Source organism: Nocardia sp. NPDC004068 (assembly GCF_042874315.1).
Taxonomy (GTDB): domain Bacteria; phylum Actinomycetota; class Actinomycetes; order Mycobacteriales; family Mycobacteriaceae; genus Nocardia.
The window spans coordinates 1-25,227 of the sequence record NZ_JBIAMW010000017.1; the positions used below are offsets into that span (position 1 = coordinate 1).

Sequence of the window (25,227 nt, forward strand, 5' to 3'; positions counted from 1 at the left end):
ACTCAACACGCTCGCCCTGCACTATGGTGAGCGGATAACCGGAAACTAGCAGGACAATTCACCGTTCTGCCCACAAAAATTCCGACACTCCCTGCAGGGGGGTGCAAGGGGTGCGGATCGGAATAAAGGGTGCGGCTGGGGTGGTCAGGTCAGGGGTTGGGTGAGGTCGTAGACCGTGGTGGTGCCGATGGTGACGGCTTGGTAGTGGGCCTTGACCCAGGTGGTGATCTCCGCGCCGGTGCCCGAGTTGCCGCCGGGGCCGCCGCCGTTGCCCGCGATGAAGTAGTGGATGTCACCGTTGGCGACGTACTGCTGGAATTGGGCGAGGGTCGGGGAGTTGTCGCTGCCGGTGAAGCCGCCGATCGCCATGATCGAGGCGCCGGTGGACAATTCGAGGCCCGCGGCGGATTGGGCGCTGACCGTCGCCGCCGCCCAGCGGTTTTGGGTGTTCTTCAGCAGGTTCTGCAACTCGGCGTTGTTGCTCGCGCCGCCGCCACCCGGGCCGGACATCTGACCGCCGCCGGAAACCGTTGCGCCCGAAGCGGTTCCGTCGGTGGCCCCTTGAGCCGATCCGCCGGTCGCGGAACCCGCGGCCGAGGGAGGTTGCGCGCCGGTGCCGGAACCGGTGGGGGCGGACTGGCCGCTGGCGGAACCATCGGCCGGAGCGGACTGGCCGCCGGTCGCCGAGCCGTCGGTCGAGCCGGATTGGGCTGTGCCCGTGGATGATTGGCCGGGTGCGTCGCCGCGGGTGAAGCCGTCGCCTCCGCCGAAGCCACCGGGGCCGCCCATTCCTCGGCCGGTGGTCGGGCCGGAGGTGGGCATGGAGCCGGTGTGGGTGGTCGCGAGGGTTTCGAGGGTGTAGGCCGTGGTTCCGGCCAGGCCGAACAGGAGGGCGGTGGCCGCGATGACGGCGGTGAGGCGGCCCAGGTGGTGGGCGCCGACGATGAGGATCGCGGCCAGGGCGATCGAGCCGATGAGGGTGATCCAGCGCAGGGGCGGGTACCAGTCGGGGGTGCGGTCGAGCAGGACGTAGTTCCAGATGCCGGTGGCGGCGAGCATGACGCCGAGGGTCGTGCGGGGCGCGAGATGGGCGCGGCCGCGCCACAATTGGGTGACCGAGATGCCGATCAGCGCGGCGACCGCGGGAGCGAGGGCGACTGTGTAGTACGGGTGGATGGTGCCCTGCATGTAGCTGAAGACCACACCGGTCACCAGGAGCCAGCCGCCCCACAGGATCAGGCTCGCGCGGGTGCGTCCGGTGCGCGGGGTGCGGCGGGTGAACCACAGCCCGGCGACCAGGCCGATCAGGGCGGCGGGGAGCAGCCAGGAGATTTCGGTGCCCATCGAATCGCCGAACAGGCGGGTGATCCCGGTGCTGCCGCTGAATCCGCCGCCACCGCCGTGATTGCCGGAACCGCCGAGCACGCGGCCGAGGCCGTTGTAACCCAGCGCCAGCTCGAGCAGGCTGTTGTCGGTCGAACCGCCGATGTAGGGCCGGGAATCGCTGGGCCACAAGGAGACCAGGGCCACGAACCATCCCCCCGACACCGCGACCGCGACGGCCGCGCCGAGCAGCTTGACGATCCGCCGCCCGAACCCGATGGGCGCGGCGACCAGGAACACCAGACCGAACGCCGGAAGCACCAGGAACGCCTGCATCATCTTGGTGAGGAAGCCGAAGCCGACGGCGACACCGGCGAGCGCCAGCCAGCGGCCGCTGCCCCGCTCGGTCGCGCGCATCGTGCAGTAGGCCGCCGCGACCAGCAGCAGCACCAGCAGCGCGTCGGGATTGTTGAACCGGAACATCAACGCCGCCACCGGAGTCAGCGCCAGCACGCTACCGGACAGCAAACCCGCACCGGGCCCGTGCCAGCGCCGTACCGCGGCGTAGACGAGCGCGACCGACGCCACACCCATCAGCGCCTCGGGCAGCAGCATGGACCACGAACCGAAGCCGAACAGCCGTCCCGACAGGCCCATGATCCACAGTGCGGCGGGCGGCTTGTCGACCGTGATCGCGTTCCCGGCGTCCAGCGAACCGAACAGCAGGGCCTTCCAGCTCTGCGTCCCGGCCTGGACGGCGGCCGCGTAATAGTCGTTGGCCCAACCGTTTCGGCTCAGGCCCCACAGGTAGGCGACGGCCGACGCCAGCAGCAGGGCCCACAGGCCGGGCCGGGCCCAGCGCGGTTGATCGGGGTCGCCGAAGACGATGCCGTGCCAGGCGGGGCGCTGCCGCGCGGGCGGGGCGGGGGGTGAACTGGTGGCCCGCGGGGCGGGCGCTTCGATGGTGGTCATATCCGTGTTCCTCTCGTCTCCACCATGTTCGAACGGCGCACTGGGCCGCCGTTGCGTGTACGCTGTGCGATTGCTGTGAGGGTGGGGGACGATTCGGCCGGAAACGCCGATCGCGCCCGACCACCAGGCGATTGGTGGTTGTCGGGCGCGATGAGCTATGGTTTTGACTCGCCGCCGGAGCGCGGCACGCGGATGTAGCGCAGTTGGTAGCGCATCACCTTGCCAAGGTGAGGGTCGCGGGTTCGAATCCCGTCATCCGCTCCGTCAACTCAGGTCGTAGACGGTCACGCCGTCGATCGTCCGCGCGGTGTAGTTCGCCCGCACCCACGCCGAGATCTTCGCCGCCTCCTGGCTGCCGCCGCTCGAGGAGCCGCGCATGCCGCCCATCACCTGTCCGTCGATGTAGTAGTGGATCTTGTGTTGCGCCACAAGGCTTTCGAACTCCGCCAGCGTCGGCGCGGGATCGGTCCCGTTGTACCCACCGATCGCCATCACCGGGCTGCGCGTCGCCAGCTGATAGGTGGCCGCGTTGTTCGACCCGGTGGTCGCCGCCACCCAGGTATACGCGTCCGCGTTGTCCTCCAATGCCGCAACGACATTCGCACTCGGCTCGGACGCCCCGAACAACCCACCCATGGGCGCCCCACCCATACCCCCTTGGGCACCCGCCGCGCCACCTTGGGCACCGGCCGCACCGCCTTGAGCACCGGCCGCACCACCTTGGGCACTGGTCGCGCTACCTTGGGCACCGGCCGCGCCACCTTGCGCACTGGTCGCGCTACCTTGGGCACCGGCTGTACCGCCTTGGGCACCGGCCGCACCGCCTTGGACACTGCTCACGCCACCCTGGCCACCGGCCGTACCGCTTTGAGCACCGGCCGCGCTACTCTGACCACCGGCTGTACCGCCTTGTGTACCGCTCACGCCACCCTGACCACCGGCCGCACTGCCCGTATTCCCTTGGCCCCCAGCAGTTCCCGGGACACCTCCCTGCCCATTCGGCCCGAAAGCACCGCCCGTGTTCCAGCCTCGCCCGGCCGTTCCACCCGGACGCATATGCCCGAACCCGGCCCCCGCGGGCCCCGCGCTCGGAATCGCGCCACCGTGTGAGGTGGCAACGGTCGCAAGGGAATACGCCGTCGGAGCCGCCAATCCAGTGACCACGGCGAGCCCAGCCACCACCACGGCGATCCGGTGCGGGAGGCGGGCGACGAGCAGCAGCAGGACCGCGGCGACCACTCCCCCGGCCAGGACCGTGGGGGCCAGCCAGGGCTGCCACTGGGGAGTTCGGCGCAACAGGATCCAGGCCAGGAGCGCCGTGATCGCGAGCGAACCGGACAGGACCGTGGTCGCGCGAATGTCGTTGCGGCGCTGCCACATCAAGGCCGCACCGATGCCCACCAGGCCACCGATCGCGGGGGCCAGGGCGACCGTGTAGTACGGGTGGAGGATGCCGCTGGCGAAGCTGAAGACCGCGCCGGTGACGGCGAGCCAGCCGAGCCAGAGGAGCAGGGCGGCGCGGGTCGTGTCGGTGCGGGGGGCGCGGCGCAGGACCCAGAGTCCGGCCAGGCCCAGGATGATCGCGGCGGGGAGCAGCCAGGCGATCTGGCCGCCCATCTGGTCGCCGAGCAGGCGCGCCCAGCCGGCGTCGAAGTTGGTGTTGCCGAGGCCGCCGGTCTCGTCGCCGGTGATGCGGCCCAAACCGTTGTAGCCCAAGGCCAATTCGAGCACGCTGTCGTGCTGAGAACCGCCGATGTAGGGCCGGGAGTCCGCGGGCCACAGCGCGACCAGCGCGAGATACCAACCCGCCGAGACGATCACGGCCAGCACCGCGCCCGCCGATCGCAGCAGCCGGGTGCGCCACGGCGCCCGCGCCGCGAGCAGGTACACCACCGCGAAGGCGGGCAGCACCAGGAACGCCTGCATCATCTTGGCCAGGAAACCGAAGCCGACGGCCACCCCGGCGAGCGGCAACCACCATGCGGCGGAATCGGTTTCGACGGCGCGCAGCACGCAGTAGGCCGCCACCGTCAGCAGCAGCACCAGCAGCGCGTCGGGATTGTCGTAGCGGAACATCAACGCCGCCACCGGCGTCGCGGCCAGCACCGCACCGGCGAGCAGGCCCGCGCCGTGCCCGGCGACCCGCCGCACCGTCGCGTACAGCACCGCCACCGACGCGACACCCTCCAGCGCCTGCGGCACCAACAGACTCCACGAGTTGAGGCCGAACAGCCGCGCCGAGAGGTCCATCACCCACAGCGCGCCCGGCGTCTTGTCGACGGTGATCGCGTTGGCCGCGTCGCTGGAACCGAACAGCATCGCCTTCCAACTGGTGGATCCGGCCTGCACGGCGGCCGCGTAGAACTGATTGGCCCAGCCGCTCGAACCCAGATCCCACAGGTACAGCGCCGCGGTCGCGATCAGCAACGCGGCCAGCGACCAGGGGCGGAGATCGCGCCGGGCCGGGGCGGGGGCGGGCACAACGGTCGGTTCGGACAGGGTGGAGGTCACCCGATCGAGCGTGCCGTCACCGCGTGGAAGCGTCCTGTGGTCCGGCTGTGCGTTTGCTGGGAGCGCGGTCCTTGGGCGCGGCCCGCAGGTGCGCGCGTTCGCCCTGCTTGCCGAACAGGCTGAGGATCTCGGCCGGTTCGTCGTCGGCGGCGCCGAACCAGTGCGGCACGCGGGTGTCGAATTCGGCCGCCTCGCCGGGCAGCAGCACCAGGTCGTGGTCGCCGAGCACCACGCGCAGGCGGCCGTTGAGGACGTACAGCCATTCGTAGCCCTCGTGGGTCTGCGGGCTGGGGTCGCGCCGGGGGCTGTGCGCCTCGAAAACGATCTTGTACGCCTGGATGCCGCCCGCCCGTTTCGTCAGCGGCACCATCGTCATGCCGTGATGGGTGACCGGGCGCAGGTGCACGCGCGGGTCGCCGGTCTGCGGGGCGTCGACCAATTCGTCGAGGGTGACGCCGTGCGCGCGGGCCAGCGGCAGCAGCTGTTCGAGGGTGGGGCGGCGGCTGCCCGATTCCAGACGGGACAGCGTGCTCACGGAAATGCCCGTGGCCGTTGACAATTCGGCCAGCGTGGTGCGGCGCTTGCGGCGCAGTTCGCGCAGCCGGGGGCCGACCGCGTCGAGCGCCCGATCGATCTCGTCCATGCCGACAGTTTGCCACTTCGGCAAATCTCCTTGCCGATACGACCTCGGGGGCGGCACTGTCGTAGCGAAGGAGGTGTCATGGTGACCGAGAAGCGGAACGACGACTACGACCTCGGGCACGGCACCGGCGTAGCGAAGGAGGTGGTCATGGTGACCGAGGAGTGGAACGACGACTACGACGCGGTGGTGATCGGCGGCGGCGCGGCCGGGTTGAACGGCGCGCTCATGCTGGCGCGGTCGCGGCGTTCGGTGCTGGTGATCGATGGCGGCGCGCCGCGCAACGCCCCGGCCGACGGGGTGCACGGCCTGTTCGCCCGGGAGGGGGTGCCGCCGGGTGAGCTGCTCGCGCGGGGACGGGCGGAGGTCGCGTCGTACGGCGGGCGCGTGGTCGAGGGCGAGGTGATCTCGGCCCGGCGCGCGGAATCCGATTTCGTCGTGGGGCTGGCCGACGGACGCTCGGTGCGGGCGCGGCGGCTGCTCGTCGCGAGCGGGTTGGTCGACGAGCTGCCCGAGGTGGCGAGGCTGCGGGAGCGGTGGGGACGCGACGTGCTGCACTGCCCGTACTGCCACGGCTGGGAGGTGCGTGATCGGGCGATCGGCGTGCTCGGCAGCGGGCCGATGTCGGCGCATGTCACGCAGTTGTTCCGGCAGTTGAGCGATGACGTGGTGTACTTCGCCCACACCGCGCCGCCGACCGCGGAGCAGGCCGAGCAGTTCGCCGCGCGCGGGATCCGGGTGGTCGAGGGGATCGTGACGGAACTGGTCGTCACCGGCGATCGGCTGACCGGGGTGCGGTTGAGCGACGGCACTGTCGTCGAGCGCGCGGCGCTGGCGGTCGGGACGCGCATGGTCGCCCGTGCCGGATTCCTGGCCGAGCTGGGCCTGCGGCCGAGCGAACATCCCAGTGGGATGGGCGAATACATTCCCGCCGACGCGACCGGGCGCACCGAGGTGCCGGGCGTGTGGGCGGCCGGGAACGTGTCGGATCTGTCGGCCCAGGTCGGCGCGGCCGCGGCGGCGGGCGCGATGGCGGGGGCGCAGATCAATGCCGACCTGGTGGCCGAGGAGGTGGCGGCGGCCGTGGCGGACCGGGCTCTCGGCGAAATCCCAGTTTCGGCCCATTCGCACAGCCAACCCTGATCCTCGGCACAGCGGGGGCCCATTTTCGTGACCGACCGTGGGACGACCGACCGGCAAGCCGGTCCCGACCATCGAGGAGCACGCACGATGACGACCCCCGTCCAGCAGCCGCCGGAGACCGAACAGCCTTGGGGCGCACCGCAACCCGCCCCCTCGGGCTGGACCACCCGCAAGTCCCTCGCGGCGGTGGGCGTCGCCGCCGTCATCGCCGCGGCGGGCGCGGGCGTCGTCTACGCCGCGTCCGGGCATTCGACCGAGAGCCGCGGCCCCGGCGGCGGCCCCGGCATGAGCATGAACGGCCCCGGCGGTCAGTCCGCCCGCGGCGGCGGCATGATAATGCCGGGCGCCCTGCACGGCGAATTCGTCGTCTCCGACGGCAACGGCGGCTACGCCACCGAACTCACCCAGACCGGCACGGTCACCGCCGTCTCCGCCGACTCCATCACCGCCAAGAGCGCCGACGACTACTCGCACACCTACGCGATCACCTCGAACACCACCGGCGCCACCGCCAAGGTCGGCGACACGGTGACCATCCGCGCCACCGAATCGAACAACACCGCCACCGCCACCGAGATCACCACCGGCACCGCATCCCAAGGCCGCGGCATGCAGGGCCAAGGCCGAGGCCAATTCCCCGGGGGCCCAAACCAATCCGGCGGCACCGGCCAATTCCCGGGCGCCCCCGGCCAACTCCCACCCCAGCCCGGCGGCCCCACCCCCTGACCGCCGCGCTCTGATCACCCCGCGGCCGACAGGTCTCGGCCGATGGCGGTGGCTGTTTCGTGGAGGAGGGGGATGATCTCGGTGGGGGACAGGGTCGCTACTCGGGGTTGGGGGCCGCTGATGGAGATGGCGGTTCGGGTGGGGGCGTTGGGGATGGCGACGGCGTAGCAGTGTAGGCCGGGTTCCTGTTCGCCGGTGTCGGTGGCGTAGCCGCGGTGGCGGATGTGGTCGAGTTCGGTGCGTAGGGCGGCGGGGTCGGTGATGGTGTGGGAGGTGTGGGGGCGCAACGGGATTCGGGTGAGGACGCGGTCGGTCTCCTCGGGGGTGAGGGTGGCCAGGACGGCCTTGCCGACGGCGGTGCAGTGCAGGTCGACGCGCTGGCCGACCTCGGTGAACATCCGCATGGCGTGCGGCGAGGGGACCTGGGCGACGTAGACCACCTGATCGCCGTCGAGCACGGCCATATTGGCGGTCTCGCCGGTGAGGTCGCGCAGCCGGGTCAGGTGCGGGCGGGCCGAGGCGCCCAGCACTCGGCTCGCGCTCTCGCCGAGGCGAATCAGCCTGGGGCCCAACGCGTATCGCCGGGAGGGCTGCTGGCGGACGTAGCCGCCGGAGATGAGCGTGCGCAGCAGCCGGTGAATGGTGGGCTGCGGCAACCCCGACGCCTCGGCCAGCTGCGACAGCGTGGCGTCGCCCCCGGCGTCGGCGACCCGTTCCAGAAGATCGAAGGCGCGATCGACCGACTGCACCACACCTGCCCGCGGACGTGATTCGGTCACGGCGATCCTTCCGTCGTGGGTCGGTGTGCTCATTATGATCGCCGACCCGCGTCAGAACACCGCGCGCCAATACCCTTCGCCCGCGACCGCCCACTCCCGCTCGAGCGCGGGCACGAGGGTGCCGCTGATCTGTGTCGCGTTGTCGAAGACGAGGGCCAGCCGGGTCGGGCCGACGGTGCCGGTGAATCGGCGCGCGCCGCGCAACTCGTCGGGATCGTCCGCGTCGATGTGCGCCCCGAGCACGGTGAACGGCGGTATCTCCCCGACGAATCGGCCCTCGAACACGCGTTTCAGCCCGGCGTCCCGGTTCACCGCGTGCACCGTGAGGTGCCTGCCCTCGGTGTGCTCGCAGACCCCGCGCAAGAAGGTCATCGCTGCCCCCGATCCGACGTGAGTGCCTCCAGGGTAGAGCGTTCGCACTCGTGCGTCGCCGAATCGGCGTCTCACAGGGTCGCGAGCACGTCCTCGAACGCCGCCTCCGCCGCGCCCAGCAGTTTGAGATCCGCTCCGAGCGAGGACCGTTCGATCCGCACCCCGCCCAGCGCGCGGCCCACCAGGCTGCGGCGCGACACCTCGCCGCGCACGTGCGCCACCACCGCGTCGGGCAGCCAGACGAACAGATCCCCGAGCACCACCAGTTCGGCCCCGAGGATGTTGACCACGTTGACCACGCCGAGGGTCAGCCAGTCGACGTACTCCCCCAGCCGCGCCACCGGATCCGAATCCCGGTGCAGCTCACGCATTTCCGCGACGATCGCGCCGCGCGCGCAGTTCTCGGGCAGGCCGAGCGCGCGGCGCAGCGCCGCCTCCCCCACCTCGGTCTCCCAGCATCCCTCGTTCCCGCAGTGGCACCGCCGCCCGCCCCGCCGCACGGTCATGTGACCGATCTCGCCGAGGTATCCGGCCGATCCGCGCATGGGCGCGCCCTGGGCGATGATGCCGCCGCCCACCCCGACGTCGGCGGAGACGAACACCGCGTCCGACGCGCCGCGCCCGACGCCGCGCACGTTCTCGGCGAGCGCGCCCAGTTCGGCGTCGTTGCCGATCACCACGGGCACGCCCAGCAGCGTCCCCATCCGCTCCCCGAACGGCACCCGCGTCCAGCCGAGATTCGCCGCGGTGTGCACCAATCCGTCCGCGCGCCGCACCACACCCGGCACCGACACCCCCGCCGCGATCGGGCGCAGGCCGAGGTCGGCGGCCAGCAGCGCCGCGGATTCGGCCACGTGACAAGCCAATTCGTCCGGTTCGCGCCCGCGCCCGCGCACATTCCAGCTGTTGCGGCCCAGGATCTGACCGCCCAACCCGACCAGGGCGATGCCCGCGTGCTCGACCTGCACGTCGACCGCCAGCACCACCGCCGCCTGCGGCTGCGGCAGCACCAGCAGCGAGGGCCGGCCCGCGCCCTTGGCCAGGCGCGGGACCCGCTCCTCCACCACCCCGTCCCCGGCCAGACCGTCGACCAGCATCTTGATGGTCGAGCGGTTGAGGCCGAGCTCGCTGGCCAGCGCCGCGCGGGTGGCCGGACCGCCCACGTGTAGCCGACGCAGCAGCGAGGCGCGATTGAATCGGCGCACCTCGTCGGGTCGGGCGACGGTCATCTACCGTCCGGTCGCCCGGGCCCGCCGCCGCGACAGCGCGTCGACGGTCGAGGCCAGCAACAGCACCAGGCCGGTCACGATGGAGACGACCGCGGCCGGTTGCCGCAGCAGACCCAGCCCGTTGGACACCACCGCCAGCACCGCGCCGCCGATCACCGCGTCGGCGACCCGGCCCTTGCCGCCGAACAGCGACGTCCCGCCGATCACCGCCGCGCCCACCGCGAACAGCAGCGTGTTCAACCCGCCCGCCTGCGGATCCACCGAGCCGACCTTGGACGAGTAGACGATCGCGCCGACCGCCGCACAGCCCGAGGAGATGACGAACACGCTCGCCCGCAATTGGGTCACATTGATTCCAGCGCGCCGGGCGGCCTCGGCGTTACCACCGATGGCGTAGAGGTGCCGCCCATAGGCTGTCCGATTGAGGACGAAGGTCCCGATCACCAACAGCGCCAACACGATCGGCACCACGTACGGCACCCCGGAGATCTCGAGCGCGTTCGGCGAGCGGTTCACCGACAACAACGCGGTCGCGACCGCCGCCAGCACGGTCACCGCCGTCACCTTGCCCAGCACCAGCGGCGTGGGCGCGGACACCAGTCCCTTGGCCTGCCTGCGGAAGTGACCGAACAGCGTGACCCCGGCGTACCCGCCCGCCCCGACCACGAACAGCACCCAGCTCCACGCCACCGACAGATTGCCATTGGCCACCTCGTTGAGCACCGGCGAGGAGCTGATGCCCAGCACCCCGCCCTCGCCGATCAGTTGCAGGATCGCGCCCTGCCAGGTGAGGAACAGCGCCAGCGTGACCACGAACGACGGCATCCCGATGCGGGCGATGAGGAATCCGGTGATGCACCCGATGGCCGTGCCCACGCACACCGCCAGCAGCATCTCGATCCACGGGTTGGCGTGGAACCCGACCATGGTGATCGCCACGCCCAGCAACGCCGTCGCCACCCCGGGCCAGATCCGCAGCAGTCCGGCCAGCACCGCGGCCAGCAGCAGCAATCCGTTGAACACGATGAACACCGTATTGCCCATGCCGGACAACAGGTTTCCGTCCTCGACGTAGTGCATGGCCAGCACCGCCCCCGCGACCCCGGAGGCGGTGCCCGCGGACAGATCGATCTCGCCCAGCAGCAGCACGTACACGATGCCCATCGCGATGATCGTCTGCCCCGCGCCCTGCGCCAGCAGGTTGGCGATGTTGTTGAGCGAGAAGAACACATCCGACAGCACGGAGAACAGCACGACCAGCACCACCAGGCCCAGCAGCGCGGGCAGGGAACCGATCTCGCCGCCCCTCACGCGGGCGAGATAGGCGCGCACGGCCTCGGCCGTGGACACGGTGGTGGTGTCGATGCCGAAATCGGCCACGGCCGTCTCGGTCGAAACTTGCGTCATCACATCGTCTTTCCTGCTAGAGCACCGCGGCCTCGGGCCGTGCCAGCCCGAGATCGCCGGAGCGGCCCGCGGTGATCAGTTCCACGACCTGGTTCTGCGTGACATCGGCCGTGCGCACCTGCGCGGCCATCCGGCCCAGATACAGCACCGCGATGCGGTCGGCCACCTCGAACACGTCGGCGAGGTTGTGGCTGATGAGCACGACCCCGAGCCCGCGTTCGGCCAGCCGCCGGACCAGGTCCAGCACCTGCCGGGTCTGGGCGACGCCGAGCGCCGCCGTGGGTTCGTCCAGCAACACCAGATTGCTGTTCCACAGCACGGCTTTCGCGATGGCGACGGTCTGGCGTTGCCCGCCCGAGAGCGAGGCGACCGGCGTGCGCACGGATTTCACCGTGCGCACCGAGAGCGAGGCCAGCGTGCGCCGCGCGGCCTCCTCCATGCTCGCCTCGTCCAGGAACCAGGGCTTGCCCCGTTCGCGGCCGAGGAACATGTTCTGCACGATGTCGAGGTTGTCGGCCAGCGCGAGATCCTGGTAGACCACCTCGATCCCCAGCGCCGCCGCGTCCTTGGGCCCCCGCACGTGCACCTCCTCGCCGCGGAACCGCACGGTCCCGGAGTCGGCGGGATGGATACCGGCGACGCATTTCACCAGGGTCGACTTGCCCGCGCCGTTGTCGCCGACGAGCGCGGTCACCTCGCCCGCGGGGGCGGTGAAGTCGACGTCGTGCAGCACGTGCACCGCGCCGAAACTCTTGTTGAGCCCGGTGATCTGGAGCAGCGGCTCGGACATCAGGCGATGCCCTGCTGGGCGCACAGCGGCGCCACGTCACCGCCGCACAGCTCGCTCGCCTTCACATAACCCAGATCGACGACCTGCTTGACCTCGGTGCGGGTGATCGAATGCGGGTCCAGCAGCACCGATTTCACGGTGCGGTTGCCCTTGGGGTCGGTGCTCGACGCGGTGGCCAGGCCGTCGGCGGTGGCCTTGTCGCCCTTGGCCAGCGCGGCGACCAGTTTCGCCGCGGCCTCGGCCTCGTCCTTGATCGGCTTGAACACCGTCATGTACTGATCGCCGCGCAGCACCGCCTTGAGCCCCTCGACGGTGGCGTCCTGTCCGGTGACGGGCACCTTGCCGTTGAGGCCGTTCTTCTTCAGCACGGTGATGATCGCGCCCGCGAGGCCGTCGTTGGCCGCGACCACGCCGTCGATCTTGCCGCCGTTGCCGGTGAGCAACTGCTCGAAGACCTGGCCGCCCTTCTGGTTGTCCCAGCCGTCGATGGGCTGGCTGTGCACCAGCTTCAGCGTGCCCGAATCATAGAGCGGCTGAAGGACTTTGCGCTGACCCTGGGCGAACAGGGTGGCGTTGTTGTCGGTCGGGGCGCCCTCGATCTCGATCACCTGGCCGCCCGCCTTGTCCTTCAGCGCGTCGGCCAGGCCCTGCCCCTGCAACTGCCCGACCCGCACGTTGTCGAAGGAGACGTAGTAGTCGGAGGAGCCGCCGAGGTTCAGCCGGTCGTAGTCGATGGTCGGGATGCCCGCCTTCTTCGCCTTGGCCGCGACCGCGGTGCCGACCTCGCTGTTGATGGCGGCGATGACCAGGACCTTGACGCCCTTGGCGATCATGCCGTCGGCCAGCGTGCTGAACTTCTGCACATCGCCCTGGGCGTTCTCGATATCGGCGTCGAATCCCTGTGCGGTGAGCGCCTTCTGGAGCATGGGCCGGTCGAAACCCTCCCAGCGGGCCGAGGTCGCCGTCTCCGGGAGGATCACCCCGACGGTGCCGTTGGCCCCACCTCCCCCGCCGGAACCGGTGGCGGTGTTGTCGGTGCGCGAGGAGTTGGAACCGCAGGCGGTGAGCGGCAACAGGGCGGCCAGGGTGACGGCGATGGCCCCGAACGTTTTCGTCCTCATCAGGTGAACCTTTCGAGCGGGCGGCCGAGTTCGCGCCGGACCCGGCGCGCACGGCCATATGTTGTAGGCAACAACATATGGCACGCCGACCGTGCCGAGGGTCACGATTGCGCAACGGTGTGGCGCGGCTCACTCCTGGTCATGGTGACACGAAACCGCCCCGCGCCGAACCCCTTCGGCGTCACCCCGCGCAGACGACCTCGACCGCACCCGCGAGCAACCCCAGCCCGTGGTCGAGTTCGTCCTCGCCGACCGTCAGCGGGGGCAGCAGTTTCACCACCTCGTCGCGCGCACCGGAGGTCTCCACCAGCAGCCCGGCCTCGAACGCGGCGCGCGAGACCTTGCCCGCGCGCGAGGCGTCGTCGAACACCAGCCCGTGCACCAGACCGCGTCCGCGCGTGGACAATCCGTCGAAACGCTCCGCGAGTTCGGTCAGCGCGCGCCGGACCCGCTCGCCCTTGGCGGCGGTGGCGGTGGCCAGACCGTCGTCGGACCAGTAGCGCCGCAGCGCGACCCGCGCGGTGACGAACGCGGCGTTGTTGCCGCGGAAGGTGCCGTTGTGTTCGCCCGGGGCCCACTGGTCGAGATCGGGCCGCATGAGCACCAGCGCCATCGGCAGGCCGTAGCCGCCGATGGACTTCGACAGCGTGACGATGTCCGGGGTGATGCCCGCGCTCTCGAAGGAGAAGAACGGACCGGTCCGCCCGCACCCCATCTGCACGTCGTCCACGATGAGCAGAATGCCTCGGGCGCGGCATATTTCGGCCAGCCGCCGCAACCACGACGGCCGCGCCAGGTTCACACCCCCTTCGCCCTGCACGGTCTCCACGATCACGGCCGCCGGCCTGTCCAGCCCCGATGACACGTCGTCGACCGCGCGCTCGAGCCAGAGCAGGTCGTCGACGCCGCCGAGACAGCCGTCGTAGGGCAGCGGATACCCGTGCGGCAGCGGCACTCCCGCGCCCGCCCGCTTGGCCGCGTTGCCGGTCACCGCGAGCGCGCCGAGGGTCATGCCGTGAAAGGCGTTGGTGAAGTGGACGATCGGAATCCGGCCGGTCACCTTGCGCGCCAGTTTGAGGGCGGCCTCGACCGCGTTCGTTCCGGTCGGGCCCGGGAACTGCACCTTGTAGTCCAGCCCGCGCGGGACCAGGACCACGTCGCGCAGGGTCTCGAGCAGATCCCGCTTGGCCGTGGTGGACATGTCCAGCGCGTGGGTGACGCCGTCCTCGGCCAGATAGTGCAGCAACGCGGCCTTGAGCACGGGATTGTTGTGGCCGTAGTTGAGCGCGCCCGCGCCCGCGAAGAAGTCGAGATAGTCCCGGCCCGCCTCGTCGCGCAGCCACGCGCCGCGGGCGGTGGTGAAGACCGTCGGCCAGTACCGGCAGTATCCGCGCACATTGGACTCGAGCGCCTCGAAAACCGTGGTCATGGGCGGTCCTCCGGGTTGTTTTGAAACGTCACTGTTTCTAACATTCCGATGCACGGGCCCGCATCGATTCGGCGGAAAAACCGCACGCTCGTGCCGATTCGGCAACCGACCGGTATCCGCATCGGAACCCCTGTGAGTCGCCGATCTGGTTGTGAACGCAACCCGGTGCCCGTACCGTGAACTGATTGTGCGCGCGGACCCCGGGGTGTATATACGACTGGCTGCAGCAGGGTTCCGCAGACAGTGGCATTATCGCGCGGCGATGTTCGCCGGCATGTTCACCAACGTGGTGTTCGGGCTGGTCCGGGCCTCGGTGTTGTTGGCGGCGGTGCGGACCGGCGCGGGTTTCGGTGGTTACGGCGCCGACGAGATCGGGGCGTATGTGTGGCTGTCGCAAGGGTTGCTGGGCGCGCTCGCGCTCATGGGTCCGCCGCCCGACATCGTCGAGCGCATCCGCAACGGCGATATCGCGGTCGACTTCCTGCGCCCGTTGGACATCCAGATGTCCTGTCTGGCAACCGATCTCGGCCGGGCCGCGTGCACGCTGCTGCTGCGCGGCGCGCCCAGTGTGGCGGCCGGGATGCTCACCCTGCAACTCGCGCTGCCGCACGGTTCGGCGCCCTACGCGCTCGGCGCGGTGAGTGTGCTGCTGGCGGTGACGATCTCGGCGCTGCTGCTGTTCTCGGTGGCGCTGGTGGGGTTCTGGCTGGTGGAGACGCGCGGGCTGCGGCTGCTCTATCAGATCGTGGCGACCTTCCTGGCCGGGCTGTTCGTCCCGGTGCACCTGTTCCCCGGCTGGCTCTACACCGCGGCCGTGCTGACGCCGTTCCCGTCGCTGTTGCAGGGTCCGATCGATGTGCTGTCGGGCCGCGCGACCGGGTTGGACGCCGCGAAGATCATCGCGGTGCAACTGGTCTGGGTCGCCGTGGCGCTGCTCCTGGGCCGCTTGCTGCTGCGCGCGGGGCAGCGCAAACTGGAGGTGCAGGGTGGCTGAGGTGATCGTGCCGGCCGAAACCGCTGCGACGCACGGACACTGGTTCTCCCCGTACGCCGCGGTGCTCAGCTCGCGGATGCGCTCCCAACAGGCCTATCCGCTGTCGTTCGCCGCCGACATGTTGTCCTCCCTGCTGGTGGGCGTGGTGGAATTCGCCGAGGTGTGGGTGATCTACCACAACGTGCGGGTGCTCGGGGGACTCGACATGGACGCGATGCTGCTGCTGTTCGGACTGTCCAACCTCGCCTTCGCCGTGGCGCAGATCGCGGTGGGCCACACCGACACCCTGCCCGCCTACATCCGCACCGGCACCCTCGACGCCTTCCATCTGCGCCCGCAACCGCTGTTGCTGCAATTGGTGACCAGCGACATCTCGTTGCGGCGGCTCGCCCGCGCGGGCGTCGCGGCCGCGGTGCTCACGGTAGGCCTGACCACCAACGAGATCGTCTGGACCTCGGCCACATTCGCGCTGCTGGTGCTGTCGCTGGTCAGCGGCATCGCCATCTTCGCCGGGCTGTTCGTCTGCGCGGCCGGACTCCAGTTCTTCCTCATCGACGGCGCCGAGCTGACCAACAGCTTCACCTACGGCGGATCCTTCGCCGCCCAGCAGCCCACCTCCGTGTTCGGCCATCCGCTCACGCTGGTGTTCGGCTTCGCGGTGCCGGTGGCCTTCGTCGCCTACCTGCCCACCATCGCACTGCTGGGGCTGCCCGGCCCGGCCTGGCTGCCGACCTCCCTGGCCTGGGCGACACCCGTTGCGGCCCTGTGGATCTGGGCGCTCGCGTTGACTTGCTGGCGGATGGGTATCCGGCATTATCAGGGAGGCGGCGGATGAACGCGATCGAGATCAGTGACCTGACCCGGGAATTCGTGTTGCGCCGCAAGGACGATCGCCGCTTACGACGCCGCCGCGAATTGCTCACCGCCGTGGACCGGATGAGTTTCACGATCGAATCCGGTGCGGCCGTGGGCTATATCGGCGCCAATGGGGCGGGCAAATCCACCACCATCAAAATGCTCACCGGCATTCTGGTGCCGACCTCGGGCACGGTCCGCACCTGCGGGCTGGAACCGGTGCGCCAGCGGCGCGAACTGGCCGGCCGGATCGGGGTCGTCTTCGGTCAGCGCTCGCAGCTGTGGTGGGATCTGCCGCTGCGCGAATCGTTCACCATCCTCGCCGCCATCCACCGGCTCGACCCCGATCACGCCCGCAAACGCACCCACGAACTGGTCGAGCAGCTGGAGATGGTCGACACCCTCGACGTCCCGGTCCGGCAACTGTCGCTGGGCCAGCGCATGCGCGGGGAAATCGCTGCGGCACTGCTGCATTCGCCCGAACTGCTGATCCTGGACGAACCCACCATCGGACTGGACGTGCTGTCGAAACAGCGCCTCCGCGAATTCCTGAGCTACGAACGTATCCAACGCGGCACCACCTTACTGCTCACCACCCACGACATGGGCGATATCGAGCGATTGTGCGAACGGGTGCTGGTGGTCGACCACGGCCGCCTCGCCTACGACGGCTCGCTGACCGGACTCGCCGCCACGGTCGGCGCGCGGCGCGTCCTGGTGGTCGAACTCGCCTCGCCCGCACCGGATCTGGTGGAACTGCCCGGCGCCGACCTGCTGGCCAGCGAGGGCAACGGCATCCGGCAGCGGCTGGCCTTCGATCCCGAGAAGACCACGGCGGCCGCGCTTCTCACCGCCGTGTCGGCGCGGGTGGAGGTGCGCGACCTGTCGATCGAGGAACCCGACATCGAACACGTGGTGCGGCGCATCTACGAATCGCGGATACGCGATTGCCCCTGAGCGTCCGCTTGCGTACCGCGCGGTAGTGTGCCACGTTTTCATCTGATTCTCCGGGGTGACGCGGCCACCGGGGGAATCCGAATGAGGGAGAAAACGTGCAATTCCGGGGAGCGCGCCAGTCGTCGCGCGGCGGCGACCGATTCACCGCGGCCCGTCTGGTGCGTCCCCGCACCATTCGCGGCCAGTTGACCCGGGTCCTCCTGGTGTCGGTCGCGCTGGTGCTGGTGCTGCTCGGCGTGGTGATCGTCGACGAGGTGGGCGGGTACCGCGCCACCGGCGACACCACGCGCGCGGTGACGCTGGCGCTGTCGGTGCAGGACGCGGTGCACGAGATCCAGCGCGAGCGCGGCCTCACCAACGGGCTGCTCGGCGGCGACGGGGCGCTGCGCCCGACCCTGGACCGGCAGCGCTCGGCCACCGATCGGGCACTGATCTCGTTGCAGGATGCCTTGTCCGGCAACGGTTCCGACGCCGGGACGATCCGCTCCGCGCTGGACCGGCTGGGCTCGCTGAGCAGCACGCGCTCCGATGTCAACGCCCGCCGGATCGATCGGGCGACGGCGTTCCAGTTCTACAGCGCCGCGATCGAGGCGCTGAACCAGGCGCGGCCGGGCCTGGTCCACGCCCAGGACGATCAGGTGTGGCGGGGGCTCGAGGCGCTGCACGCGCTCGGCGACACCAAGGAGTTCACCGCCCAGGAGCGCGGCTTCCTCAACGGCGTGTTCGCCGCCCAGAGCTTCGGCGCCGGCGAGTACCTGCAACTGCTGCGGATCCTGGCCGCGAAACAGGCCGCGCAGGCGGACTTCCAGCGCGACGCCACCCCCGCCCAGCGCGCCGCGTTCGAGACCACGCTGCGTTCGGACGAGGCGACCCGGGCCGCGGACGCGGAGGCCGTCGCCCTCGCCTCCGAGCGCGGACCGCTCGCCCGCCCGGTCGACGCGACGCAGTGGTGGGCGCAGATGTCCACGGTGATCGACGCGCAGCGCGAGGTGCAGCGCGGCGTCGGCGCCGATATCGAGGCACGGGCCGACACGCTGCGGTCGGAGGCCGCCACCACGCTCGCGATCTATCTCGGTTTCGCCCTGCTGGCCGTGCTGGTGCTGGTGGCGCTCGTGGTGGCGAGCATGCGCACGATCGTGCGACCGCTCGCGGCGCTGGCCGCCGAGGCCGACGACGTGGCCTCGCGCCGCCTGCCGAATGTGATCGCCGCCTGGCACGCCGCCGCCGACACCGCCCCCGAGGCGCCCGAACCGGTCCGCACCCCGCGCGGCGCGAGCGCCGAAATCGCCTCGGTGGCACAGGCTTTCGACCGCGTCCAGCGCGCGGCCCACGAACTGGCCGCCGAACAGGCGCTGCTGCGGCGCAACACGACCGAATCGCTGGCGAATCTGGGGCGGCGCAATCAGAATCTGGTCCGCCGTCAGCTCAGCCTGATCAGCGAGTTCGAGCGCGAGGAACTCGATCCCGACGCGCTGTCGAACATGTTCGAACTCGACCACCTCGCCACCCGCATGCGCCGCAACGCCGAGAGTCTGCTGGTGCTCGTCGGCGAGGCCAGCCCGCGGCGCTGGTCGGAGCCGATCCCGCTGACCGATGTGCTGCGCGCCGCGCTCGCCGAGGTCGACGACTACCGCCGGGTGGTGTTGCGCCGCGTCGACGACGTGCCGATCACCGGCGCGGTGGTCAGCGAGCTGTCGCATCTGCTGGCCGAGCTCATCGAGAACGGATTGGCCTTCTCCCCACCGGATCTCGAGGTCGAGATCTACGGCCGCCGCACCGGGGTGAACTACATGCTCGCCGTGGTCGACCACGGCGTCGGCATGCCGCCCGAGCAGCTGGCCGAGGCCAACGCCAGGCTGCGCGGCGACGCCGACTTCCTGGTCGCCCCGACCCGCTTCCTGGGCCACTACGTGGTCGGGCGGCTGGCCAAGCGGCTCGGCATCGAGATCGAACTGACGGTGTCGCCGGTGAGCGGTGTGGTCGCGCGCATGCAGCTGCCGGGCGACCTCATCGCCGACCCGACGCCGCGATTGGAAACGCGGCGGCAGGCCCAATTGCCCTCGGCCGCACTCGAACCGGACATCGATCCGACCGCCACCGCCATGCTGCGCCCGACCGCGGCCGGTACCGCCGCGCTGCTGGCCCCAGAGGCCCCCGCGGCACCCGCGGCGCCCGCCACGCCCGTCGCCCCCGCCGTCGACGAGTCCGATTTCGAGCCCACCACCCCGACCGTGCGCGAGACCACCGGGCGGCACCACGCTCCCCCGCGCGAGTACCCCGGCGTCCCGGCGGACCCGTTCCCCACCCTGCCCGCGGGACCGATGAAGGATTCGCTCAATGCCGCGGTGGCGCAACGGCAACGGGCCGTCGACGTCGAACCGGCGCCGCGGCGGGCGGCCGTAGCCGAACCTGAACGCACCCGAAACGGTTTGGTCAAACGGACCCGCAAGACTCGCGACACGGGGGCCCACACCGCACCCGCCCCCACGCATCCGGCGGCACCGGCCGCCGAACGCTCACCCGAGGAGGTCCGCGGCATGCTCGCATCGTTCCGAGCCGGTCACCAGCGCGGCGAACAGGCCGAGCGGCAACACTTCTCGGCATCGATCACACAGGAGGAGACCAGGTGACCACCCATCTGCCCGAGAGCGGTCCGCACACCTTCAACTGGCTGCTGGCCGATTTCGTGCGCGGCACCGACGGGGTGCGCGACGCCGTGGCGGTCTCGTCGGACGGCCTGCTGATGGCCATGTCCGAGGGGCTGGACCGGGCGGGCGCCGACCGGCTCGCCGCCATGGTGTCGGGGCTGGTCAGCCTGTCCCGAAGCGCTTCGCGCAGTTACGATTTCGACGGCCTGAAGTTGATCATGATCGAGATGCGGCGCGGCTTCCTGCTGGTCTCGGCCATCGCCGACGGCAGCTGCATCGGCGTGATCGCCGACAGCGACGCCGACATCGGCCTCGTCGGCTATCAGATGGCGGTGCTGTCCGACCGGGCGGGCGCGCTGCTCACCCCCGCGCTGATCACCGAGCTGCGAGAGTCGTTGCGCAGATGAACGATCGCCAGCGCCCCGCCTCCTGGTCGGATCCCTATGCGATTCCGGCGGCTGTCTCGGGCGAGGTCACGGCGGCCCAGGAACCGGTGGTGCGCCCGTTCCTCATGACCGGCGGCCGCACCACCCCGCTGATCGACGGGTTGCGGATCGAGACCCTGGTGCAGGCCACCCCGGCCGCGCTGTCGGCGCCGCTGCGCTTCGAACAGCACGCCGCCGTGCGGCTGTGCCAGCAACCGCACTCCATCGCGGAAATCGCCGCGGCACTGCGTGTTCCGATCGGGGTCGCGCGGGTCGTCGTGAGCGATCTGGTCACCGCCGGGCACGTCTCGGTGCGCGCGGCCGAAGAACTGTCCACCGCCGCCATCGAGAGGATCAGGGATCTTGTACGGGCACTCTGAGCATCAGGACACCCCGCCGCCGCAGCCGACGGCATCCTCGGTCAAGGTCGTGATCAGCGGCGGGTTCGGCGTCGGCAAGACGACGTTCATCGGCGCGATCTCCGAGATCGAGCCGCTGGCCACCGAGGCCGCCATGACCGAGGTCTCGGTCGGCGTCGACGATCCGGGCCGGCGCGCGGACAAGACCACCACCACGGTGGCCCTGGACTTCGGCCGCATCACCCTCGACCGCACGCTCGTGCTCTACCTGTTCGGCACGCCCGGCCAGGAGCGCTTCGAATTCCTCTGGGACGACCTGCTCGACGGCGCCCTCGGCGGGGTGGTCATGATCGACACCTCCCGCATCGAGGACTGCTATCCGGTGCTGGACTACTTCGAACAGCGCAACACCCCGTTCGTGGCCGCAGTCAACCGTTTCGCGGGCGAGCCCGCCTTCGATCTGACCGAGGTCCGCGAGGCGCTCGACCTCGACGAGAACATCACCCTGCTGGAATGCGATGCGCGCGACCGGCAATCGGTGAAACAGGTCCTGGTGGCCCTGCTCGAACAGGTCCTGCTGCATCGGCTGACCGGACCCGGACGTCTGGTCGCCAGCTGAGCGGCTACTCCGGCACGGTGCCCTGCGCGGAGTACAGGCTCACCGAACCCTCCTCGTCGAGAAACGCGTTCACCAGCATGATCCGGTTGGCGCGCAACTGATCCTGATCCGGTGCGGTGGTGGTGACCGAGATCTGCGGGATGGCCGCCCAGTTGACCACATAACGTTCCGGCGGCCCGTCGGTGCCGGACATGTGGGCGAGGCGGAAGACCGAAACCGCCCGGCGTTCCATGAGATTGCGCACCACCTCGGCGATCCGCTCGGGATCCTCCAGGGCGAACAGGAAACCGAAGGTCAGCTCCGGCGACGAGACGTAGGCGGCCACGTGCCACAGGTTAGCCGACGGCGGCGGCGCGCTCTCGGGACGGCCGGGCGCGTGACCGGCTTGTAATGGTGTATAACGATTCTCCGGCAGCTTCGCCCAGTTCCGGCGTAAGCGGTTGCGTGGCTCGGGGGTGACGCGCTTTCCTGAGTATGTCCTGCTTTCCTCGGGCACTCTCTTCTCGCATCGTCGCGGAATTCCCGGTTTCCTCTGTGCCGTGGGCGCTTGTGCGGACCGTCGTGTCCGAGGCGGGCGGGTCTGCGCCGGCGCCGAGGGGAGCCCCTCCCCGTGATCCCCCTCGGCCCTGGCGTATCCACATCGAGAACGAACGAGGCGGGGCGCCATGACGACCGAATATTTCGGCCGTGTCCGATCCGGTGACCTGCCGTCGGTGACGCTGGTCCTGCGTTCGTTCCGCGTACCGCCCGAGCCCGGGCGCCGCGACCACGGCGTGCTCGAATCGGCGCATCGGCTGGCGCGGTGTCATGAGCGCCGCGACCTGGCGCAACGGGCCGCGCACGCCCCGAACGCCTCCCCCGCGCGGGTCGCGGCGTGTGTGCAACTGCTCGAGGACATCGATCGCGAGCGGCTGGCGCTGATCGCCCGCATCGATAACTGGGTGGCGGACAACATCTCTCATCGCGAGGGGGCCTCGCTGCACACCGAGACCCTGGGCGCGGTCATCGATCGCATGGCCGAGAAATGGGTGGCGGCCCAGGACGCGCTGGGCCTGCACACACCGCCGCGGCCCGCCGCTCCCGGGCGCGGTGTCGACGGCGCGGCCAGGTTGCAGTGGATGCGCCTGGCCGAACTCGCCGACGGCTACAAGGATCTCATCACCGATGTGCTCGAACACCGGCGACGGCTGCCGGTGTTCTGAGCGTCAGCGCTGATCGTCGACGATCTCCACGTCGGCGTCGATATACGGTTGCACCGCATCGGTTTCCGGCGGCCGCGGCGTCTCGTCGAACAGCACGTCCGGCTCGGGGCGGCCGGCGTCGACCCGCGCGGCCGCCTCCTCGTCGCGGCGGGCCGCGGCGGCGGCCTCACGCATCTCGATGGCGTCGGTGATCCATTCGCCGATCTCGCGGGTCACCTCCGACACGGTGCCGGTGATGATGTTGGCGATATTGCCGACATGCTTGGCACCCGACGAGGTCAACTCCTGGATCAGATCCTTGTTGCTCTCGAATTTTCCGACCATCTACCCGCCCACTTCGCTCGGCTGCGCATCCTGCGGCTGCCGCATCACGATAACACCTGGCCGGGGCGTTTCCCCGACGAGCGCGGGCGGCAGGGCGAGCCGGAAGATCTTGGCCCAGACCTCGCCGACCTGCTTGCTCAGCGGACCGGTGTTGTAGGGCAGCCCGTACTTCTCGCACAGCGCGCGAACCTCGGGCGCGATCTCGGGATAGCGGTTGGCGGGCAGATCCGGGAACAGGTGGTGCTCGATCTGGTGCGACAGATTGCCCGACAGGATGTGGAACAGCTTGGAGCCGGTGATGTTCGCCGAGCCCAGCATCTGCCGCACGTACCACTCGCCGCGGGTCTCGTTCGCGGTCTCCTCCTCGGTGAACGTCTGTACGCCGGCGGGGAAGTGGCCGCAGAAGATGATCGAGTACGCCCAGATGTTGCGAACGATGTTGGCGGTGGCGTTCCCGGCCAGGGTGGAGAAGAACAGCGGCCCGCTCAGCAGCGGGAACACGATGTAGTCCTTGAGCACCTGCTTACCGGCCTTGCGCCACTGACCCTTGACCAGCCGCTTGATGTCGGACCACTTGCGCTTGCCCTGGAGGATGTTCTCGATCTCCAGGTCGTGGGCCATCACGCCCCACTCGAACAGCATCATGAGCAGGAACGCGTACACCGGGTTGCCCAGGTAGTACGGATTCCACTTCTGGCCCTCGTCGATGCGCAGCACGCCGTAGCCGATGTCACGGTCGCGGCCGTGGATGTTGGTGTAGGTGTGGTGCATGTAGTTGTGCGAGTGCTTCCACTGGTCGGCCGGGCAGACCGTATCCCATTCGAACACCCGGGAATTCAGGCCCGGCTCCCGCATCCAGTCCCACTGGCCGTGCATGACGTTGTGGCCGATCTCCATGTTGTCCAGGATCTTGGAGATGCTCAGCGCGCCGACGCCGGCCAGCCAGAACGGGGGCAGGAAGCCCAGGTACATCAGGCCGCGCCCGGCGATCTCGAAGCCGCGCTGGGCCTTGATGATGGAGTAGATGTACTCGCGGTCGCGCTCGCCGAGCTCGGCGGTGATGCGCTCGCGCAGCGCGTCCAGCTGGCGGCCGATCTCCTCGACCTCCTGCGGGCTGAGCACGAGCGGGCCGTCCTTGGTTTCGGTGAGGATGGTCATATCGGGTTCCCCTCTCAGATTTCGATGTCCACGTCGCCGACCGCGGCGCTGATGCACAGCTGGATCGGCTGGTCGGGATCGTTGTGCAGTTCGCCGTTGCGCAGATCGCGGGTGCAGCCCGAGCGCTTGACCGCGGTGCAGGAGAAGCAGATCCCCATGCGGCAGCCGTATTCCGGTGTGAGACCGGCGTTCTCGGCCTGCTCGAGCAGGCTCGCGCCCGCGTTGTCCGAGCGCACCCCGCTGGCGGAGAACGTCGTCGTGCCCTCGACCTCGTCGGGGTCGATCGGCGTGGTGGTGACGACGAACTCCTCGGTGTGCAGGCGGTCGGTCAGGTTCTCCGCCTCGAACACCGTGCGCACCGCGGTCATCAGCGCGGGCGGCCCGCACAGGAAGGTCTGCGCGTCCGCGAACCAGGGTGCGACGCGCTCCAGCTGGTCGTAGTCGAAGTAGCCGCTCACCAGCGGTTCGGCGCAGCTCCACGGCGCGCCGTCGAGCTGTTCGGCCAGCCCCAGCGACGGATAGCTCAGCGCGATGCGGAAATTGGGGTGGCGCTGGGCGATCGCGTCCAGCTCACCCCGGTGCGGCACCTCCTCGGGCGACTTCGCGTAGTGCAGGAACACCACCTTGCCCGCGTGGTTCTCCGCGGCCAGGGTGCGCAGCATCGACAGCACCGGGGTGATGCCGCTGCCGCCGCTGATCAGCAGGATCTTGTCCGGGCGCGGGTCGGGCAGCGCGAAGGAGCCCGCGGCCGGGGCGAGGTCGACGACCATGCCCGGCTTGGCGTTCCGGTGCAGGTAGCGCGAGACCAGGCCCTGCTCGTGCGCCTTGACGGTCAGCCGCACCAGCCGGTCGCGGTGGCCCTGCGGGTCCACGGGCGAATAGCAGCGCGTGTGTTTGACGCCGTCGATCAGCACGCCGATCTGCACGTACTGCCCGGCCCGATGACCGCTCCACTGCCGGTTCGGCCGCAGGGTCAGCGTGACCGATCCCGGTGTGGCGCGGCGCACGTCGATGACCTCCGCGCGCAGGTCGCGCAGGGTGAGCGTGGGCCGCACCAGCTCGAGATAGCGATCGATCGGGTGCGGCGAGGTCAGCGTCTGCACCAGGTCGATGAGTCCCACCATTACCGTCTCCCAAGACTGCTGTCATTCCGGTGTACATCTGTACACTCAGTTAGTGTGCCCGCTCGTACCTCAGTTATTCAACCTGCAGCGGATGTGACCGCCATAACAGCCGAGTGAAGG

Annotated in this window: 24 protein-coding genes and 1 tRNA gene; 11 read left to right on the forward strand and 14 right to left on the reverse strand. The window is 70.0% G+C overall.

What is annotated here, in order from left to right; translation table 11 throughout:
* Positions 1-144 precede the first annotated feature (144 nt).
* Entirely contained in the window at positions 145-2,295 is a 2,151-nt protein-coding gene (locus ACFYTQ_RS31885) for an ArnT family glycosyltransferase (RefSeq protein ID WP_387369034.1), read from the reverse strand.
* A 188-nt stretch (positions 2,296-2,483) separates the two neighbouring features.
* Here ACFYTQ_RS31885 and ACFYTQ_RS31890 point away from each other — a divergent pair.
* Positions 2,484-2,556 (forward strand) — tRNA-Gly (locus tag ACFYTQ_RS31890).
* 3 nt (positions 2,557-2,559) lie between these two features.
* Here the strand turns inward: ACFYTQ_RS31890 and ACFYTQ_RS31895 are convergent.
* Together ACFYTQ_RS31895 and ACFYTQ_RS31900 are read right to left on the reverse strand one after the other, a co-directional pair.
* On the reverse strand, positions 2,560-4,806 hold the full coding sequence (locus tag ACFYTQ_RS31895; protein ID WP_387369036.1) for a glycosyltransferase family 39 protein: 2,247 nt from the start codon (positions 4,804-4,806) through the stop codon (positions 2,560-2,562).
* A gap of 16 nt (positions 4,807-4,822) precedes the next feature.
* Complete coding sequence (locus ACFYTQ_RS31900; protein WP_387369038.1) at positions 4,823-5,449, reverse strand: helix-turn-helix domain-containing protein; 627 nt, start codon at positions 5,447-5,449, stop codon at positions 4,823-4,825.
* Positions 5,450-5,596: 147 nt separating this feature from the next.
* On the opposite strand from ACFYTQ_RS31900, the gene ACFYTQ_RS31905 reads away from it, so the two are divergent.
* Positions 5,597-6,589, forward strand: coding sequence for an NAD(P)/FAD-dependent oxidoreductase (locus ACFYTQ_RS31905; RefSeq protein WP_387369222.1), 993 nt, complete (start codon positions 5,597-5,599; stop codon positions 6,587-6,589).
* An 87-nt stretch (positions 6,590-6,676) separates the two neighbouring features.
* Positions 6,677-7,315, forward strand: coding sequence for a hypothetical protein (locus tag ACFYTQ_RS31910; RefSeq protein ID WP_387369040.1), 639 nt, complete (start codon positions 6,677-6,679; stop codon positions 7,313-7,315).
* 14 nt (positions 7,316-7,329) lie between these two features.
* Here ACFYTQ_RS31910 and ACFYTQ_RS31915 read toward each other — a convergent pair whose 3' ends face one another.
* From ACFYTQ_RS31915 to ectB, 7 genes are all read right to left on the reverse strand, one after another.
* On the reverse strand, positions 7,330-8,094 hold the full coding sequence (locus tag ACFYTQ_RS31915) for an IclR family transcriptional regulator (RefSeq protein WP_387369042.1): 765 nt from the start codon (positions 8,092-8,094) through the stop codon (positions 7,330-7,332).
* A 51-nt stretch (positions 8,095-8,145) separates the two neighbouring features.
* Positions 8,146-8,466, reverse strand: coding sequence for a hypothetical protein (locus tag ACFYTQ_RS31920; protein ID WP_387369044.1), 321 nt, complete (start codon positions 8,464-8,466; stop codon positions 8,146-8,148).
* A gap of 71 nt (positions 8,467-8,537) precedes the next feature.
* Positions 8,538-9,695: an ROK family protein gene (locus ACFYTQ_RS31925; protein WP_387369046.1), complete on the reverse strand. Its 1,158-nt coding sequence runs from the start codon at positions 9,693-9,695 to the stop codon at positions 8,538-8,540.
* Entirely contained in the window at positions 9,696-11,102 is a 1,407-nt protein-coding gene (locus tag ACFYTQ_RS31930) for a sugar ABC transporter permease (protein WP_387369048.1), read from the reverse strand.
* Between the two features lie 16 nt (positions 11,103-11,118).
* Complete coding sequence (locus ACFYTQ_RS31935; protein ID WP_387369050.1) at positions 11,119-11,892, reverse strand: ATP-binding cassette domain-containing protein; 774 nt, start codon at positions 11,890-11,892, stop codon at positions 11,119-11,121.
* A complete protein-coding gene (locus tag ACFYTQ_RS31940; protein WP_387369052.1) occupies positions 11,892-13,013 on the reverse strand; it encodes a sugar ABC transporter substrate-binding protein in 1,122 nt (373 codons plus the stop codon). The genes ACFYTQ_RS31935 and ACFYTQ_RS31940 overlap by 1 nt, the downstream gene beginning before the upstream one ends.
* A 181-nt stretch (positions 13,014-13,194) precedes the next feature.
* Positions 13,195-14,442 (reverse strand): diaminobutyrate--2-oxoglutarate transaminase, encoded by a 1,248-nt coding sequence (ectB, locus tag ACFYTQ_RS31945; protein WP_387369054.1) that lies wholly within the window; start codon positions 14,440-14,442, stop codon positions 13,195-13,197.
* Between the two features lie 274 nt (positions 14,443-14,716).
* Here ectB and ACFYTQ_RS31950 point away from each other — a divergent pair, with 274 nt between their 5' ends.
* The 7 genes from ACFYTQ_RS31950 to ACFYTQ_RS31980 all read left to right on the forward strand — a co-directional run bounded on the left by ACFYTQ_RS31950 (position 14,717) and on the right by ACFYTQ_RS31980 (position 21,299).
* Positions 14,717-15,436: an ABC transporter permease gene (locus ACFYTQ_RS31950; protein WP_387369056.1), complete on the forward strand. Its 720-nt coding sequence runs from the start codon at positions 14,717-14,719 to the stop codon at positions 15,434-15,436.
* Positions 15,429-16,271, forward strand: coding sequence for an ABC transporter permease (locus tag ACFYTQ_RS31955; protein ID WP_387369058.1), 843 nt, complete (start codon positions 15,429-15,431; stop codon positions 16,269-16,271). Before ACFYTQ_RS31950 ends, ACFYTQ_RS31955 begins: the two co-directional genes overlap by 8 nt.
* On the forward strand, positions 16,268-17,248 hold the full coding sequence (locus tag ACFYTQ_RS31960; protein WP_387369060.1) for an ATP-binding cassette domain-containing protein: 981 nt from the start codon (positions 16,268-16,270) through the stop codon (positions 17,246-17,248). Before ACFYTQ_RS31955 ends, ACFYTQ_RS31960 begins: the two co-directional genes overlap by 4 nt.
* A gap of 95 nt (positions 17,249-17,343) precedes the next feature.
* Complete coding sequence (locus ACFYTQ_RS31965) at positions 17,344-19,878, forward strand: nitrate- and nitrite sensing domain-containing protein (protein ID WP_387369062.1); 2,535 nt, start codon at positions 17,344-17,346, stop codon at positions 19,876-19,878.
* Complete coding sequence (locus ACFYTQ_RS31970; RefSeq protein ID WP_387369064.1) at positions 19,875-20,303, forward strand: roadblock/LC7 domain-containing protein; 429 nt, start codon at positions 19,875-19,877, stop codon at positions 20,301-20,303. Before ACFYTQ_RS31965 ends, ACFYTQ_RS31970 begins: the two co-directional genes overlap by 4 nt.
* The gene (locus tag ACFYTQ_RS31975) at positions 20,300-20,701 is read left to right on the forward strand and encodes a DUF742 domain-containing protein (RefSeq protein ID WP_387369066.1); all 402 of its coding nucleotides are present in this window, start codon (positions 20,300-20,302) and stop codon (positions 20,699-20,701) included. The genes ACFYTQ_RS31970 and ACFYTQ_RS31975 overlap by 4 nt, the downstream gene beginning before the upstream one ends.
* Positions 20,682-21,299 carry an ATP/GTP-binding protein gene (locus tag ACFYTQ_RS31980; protein WP_387369224.1) on the forward strand — a complete coding sequence of 206 codons (618 nt, stop codon included), beginning with the start codon at positions 20,682-20,684 and terminating at the stop codon, positions 21,297-21,299. The genes ACFYTQ_RS31975 and ACFYTQ_RS31980 overlap by 20 nt, the downstream gene beginning before the upstream one ends.
* A 4-nt stretch (positions 21,300-21,303) precedes the next feature.
* On the opposite strand, the gene ACFYTQ_RS31985 is transcribed toward ACFYTQ_RS31980, so the two are convergent.
* Positions 21,304-21,624: a hypothetical protein gene (locus tag ACFYTQ_RS31985; RefSeq protein ID WP_387369068.1), complete on the reverse strand. Its 321-nt coding sequence runs from the start codon at positions 21,622-21,624 to the stop codon at positions 21,304-21,306.
* 340 nt (positions 21,625-21,964) lie between these two features.
* Between ACFYTQ_RS31985 and ACFYTQ_RS31990 the strand changes: the two genes are divergently transcribed.
* On the forward strand, positions 21,965-22,501 hold the full coding sequence (locus ACFYTQ_RS31990) for a DUF4254 domain-containing protein (RefSeq protein WP_387369070.1): 537 nt from the start codon (positions 21,965-21,967) through the stop codon (positions 22,499-22,501).
* A gap of 3 nt (positions 22,502-22,504) precedes the next feature.
* Here the strand turns inward: ACFYTQ_RS31990 and ACFYTQ_RS31995 are convergent, their stop codons facing one another.
* Genes ACFYTQ_RS31995 through ACFYTQ_RS32005 form a run of 3 tightly spaced genes read right to left on the reverse strand, consistent with a single transcriptional unit; the run spans position 22,505 to position 25,107 of the window.
* Positions 22,505-22,825: a hypothetical protein gene (locus ACFYTQ_RS31995; protein WP_387369072.1), complete on the reverse strand. Its 321-nt coding sequence runs from the start codon at positions 22,823-22,825 to the stop codon at positions 22,505-22,507.
* On the reverse strand, positions 22,826-23,983 hold the full coding sequence (locus ACFYTQ_RS32000) for a fatty acid desaturase family protein (protein WP_387369074.1): 1,158 nt from the start codon (positions 23,981-23,983) through the stop codon (positions 22,826-22,828).
* 14 nt (positions 23,984-23,997) lie between these two features.
* Positions 23,998-25,107 carry a ferredoxin reductase gene (locus tag ACFYTQ_RS32005; RefSeq protein WP_387369076.1) on the reverse strand — a complete coding sequence of 370 codons (1,110 nt, stop codon included), beginning with the start codon at positions 25,105-25,107 and terminating at the stop codon, positions 23,998-24,000.
* Between the last annotated feature and the right edge of the window lie 120 nt (positions 25,108-25,227).